At 42.6% G+C, this 1,954-nt stretch carries 3 protein-coding genes; all 3 read left to right on the forward strand.

From position 1 onward, the window contains the following. The coding region (locus tag ACTHTY_RS11235; RefSeq protein ID WP_440367682.1) for an RHS repeat domain-containing protein at nt 1-908 on the forward strand (908 nt) is incomplete at its 5' end. Nucleotides 909-920: 12 nt separating this feature from the next. Beyond that, complete coding sequence (locus tag ACTHTY_RS11240) at nt 921-1,445, forward strand: CPCC family cysteine-rich protein (RefSeq protein ID WP_440367683.1); 525 nt, start codon at nt 921-923, stop codon at nt 1,443-1,445. A 124-nt stretch (nt 1,446-1,569) separates the two neighbouring features. Continuing rightward, a partial coding sequence (locus ACTHTY_RS11245; RefSeq protein WP_440367685.1) for a PAAR-like domain-containing protein occupies nt 1,570-1,954 on the forward strand: 385 nt, incomplete at its 3' end.

The following is a 1,954-nucleotide window of genomic DNA, read 5'->3' on the forward strand; positions in this document are numbered from 1 at the left end:
TGGGAAGAAGGATAGGCAAAGGCCGTCTGAAAAACGGAGAAGTTTCAGAAACGTCATTCCCGCATGATTTAGGCGGGAACGGCCTCGAAAACCAAACCCGCTTCGTTTGGGACGGCAGCCACCTCTTGCAAGAAATCCAACCGGACGGCAGATATACCTATATCTATACCGACCCGGATTCCTACGAGCCTTTAGCACAAGTCCGCGATTGGACAACCGAAGACGGCGAAAGCCGACAACAAACCCGCTACTTCCACTGCGACCAAATCGGCATCCCAAGAGAGATGACCGATAAGGACGGCAACCTCTTGTGGTTCGGCAACTACACCGGCTGGGGTTGTCTGAAAGAGGAAACCAAGGTAACGGATAGCGCATACCAGCCGTTCCGCCTGCAAAACCAGTATGCCGACCGTGAAACGGGGTTGCATTACAACTTCTTCAGGTACTACGAGCCTGATGCAGGTCGGTTTGTGAATCAGGATCCGATTAGATTATGGGGTGGGGAAAATCTATATGCCTTTAGTCCCAATATTGTTAGCTGGATTGATCCCTTAGGGCTAATTAAAGCATCTGAGATCAAATGGAAAGGTTTTTCTAAGGGTAAATTAGCTCCTCACTATGAAAAACATGTCGTTAATGGATGCGAATTTGGAGAACAAATTTCACAATCCGAATATTTAAAACGTGCTAAAAACTTCGCAGCAAATGACTCACCTGATATTAAAGAACAAGTGGTAGATAACCTTATAGTGAAATTTAACCCTCAGACAAGAGAAACTTTTATTGGACATATTAAAAGTAGAGAAATAAGGACATATTATATAAGTGATAATCGTACAGATACACCATTTGAAGATGCTGTAGATTTAGCCAAAACAAAATGCAATAATTCCAATAGTTGCATTTAATAAGGTTTTATCATGACTAGAACAGAAGCCATTAAAATTTTTTCTGAGTATCAGACTAATTCAATATCTAATTCTGAAAAGATGAATATCCTATTAGATTTTTGGTATTCCTATGAATCTGAACCAGAACATTTAAATAAAGAACTTATAAGCTACTTAAGTACACATGATTTTGATGACATAGAATTTTATGATGATTTTTTTAATCCTGTAGTTACCTTAGGATTAACATATAGAAATTCAATTTTAAGTAATAAATTTCTAGCTAAAAAACTTAGCCTTCTTCTCTCCAAAGAAATAAACGTCTATGGAGACGAGATAAATCAGAAAGTAAAATGTCCATGTTGTCATTTTTATACCTTGTCTAGTAAATCAAACTATGATGTTTGCCCCATTTGTCATTGGGAAGATGATGGCAGTAATGAAGAACAATATTCAGCGGTCAATCATAATAGTTTATCTGAATATAGAAATATTTTTTTTCTTGAGCATGATAAAACTAAACTAGAGGAAAAATATATTTTTGGTAAGCCATAACCTACAGGATCGTCTGAAACTCTAAACCCTCATTCATCCCCCTTTCAGACGACCCCATCCCCAACAGGAGCAAGCCGCCATAGCATTCAATAAAATCGCCCGTAAAGACAGCGACTTCTATGTAATCTGTACCCTCCCCGATTTCTGCTGGGCGCCCCCTCCTGCTCCTCCTGTCACACCGCCCATCCCCTTCACGCTCTTCGCCGACTTGGGCAATGCCCAAACCGTCGCCAAAGACGTCCGCCTCAACCGCAAGCCCGCCTTCGTCTTCAATGCCAGTAAAACCAACCGCACCACCGGTGACGAACCCGCCCTTCCGGGCCGCAAGGGCATACTTTCCCGTACCGCCACCAAACCTGCCTGGCCGATGATGCATTCTTCTTCGGTTAAAATCCGCAAACGCTATATCGTGCGTACCGGCGATATGTTCCATATGAACGGCAAGTTCAGCAAAAGACTCCCCCCTAAAACCTGTTTGTCCTGTAAGGGGGCGGTAGGTGCCGGCCGTC

The organism is Neisseria sp. P0019.S002 (assembly GCF_051957155.1).
In the GTDB taxonomy this organism is placed as follows: Bacteria; Pseudomonadota; Gammaproteobacteria; order Burkholderiales; family Neisseriaceae; genus Neisseria; species Neisseria perflava.

What these genes read in the sequence shown, in the direction of transcription:
- ACTHTY_RS11240 (WP_440367683.1), top strand. Translation starts at nt 921, where the DNA reads ATGACTAGAACAGAAGCCATTAAAATTTTTTCTGAGTATCAGACTAAT.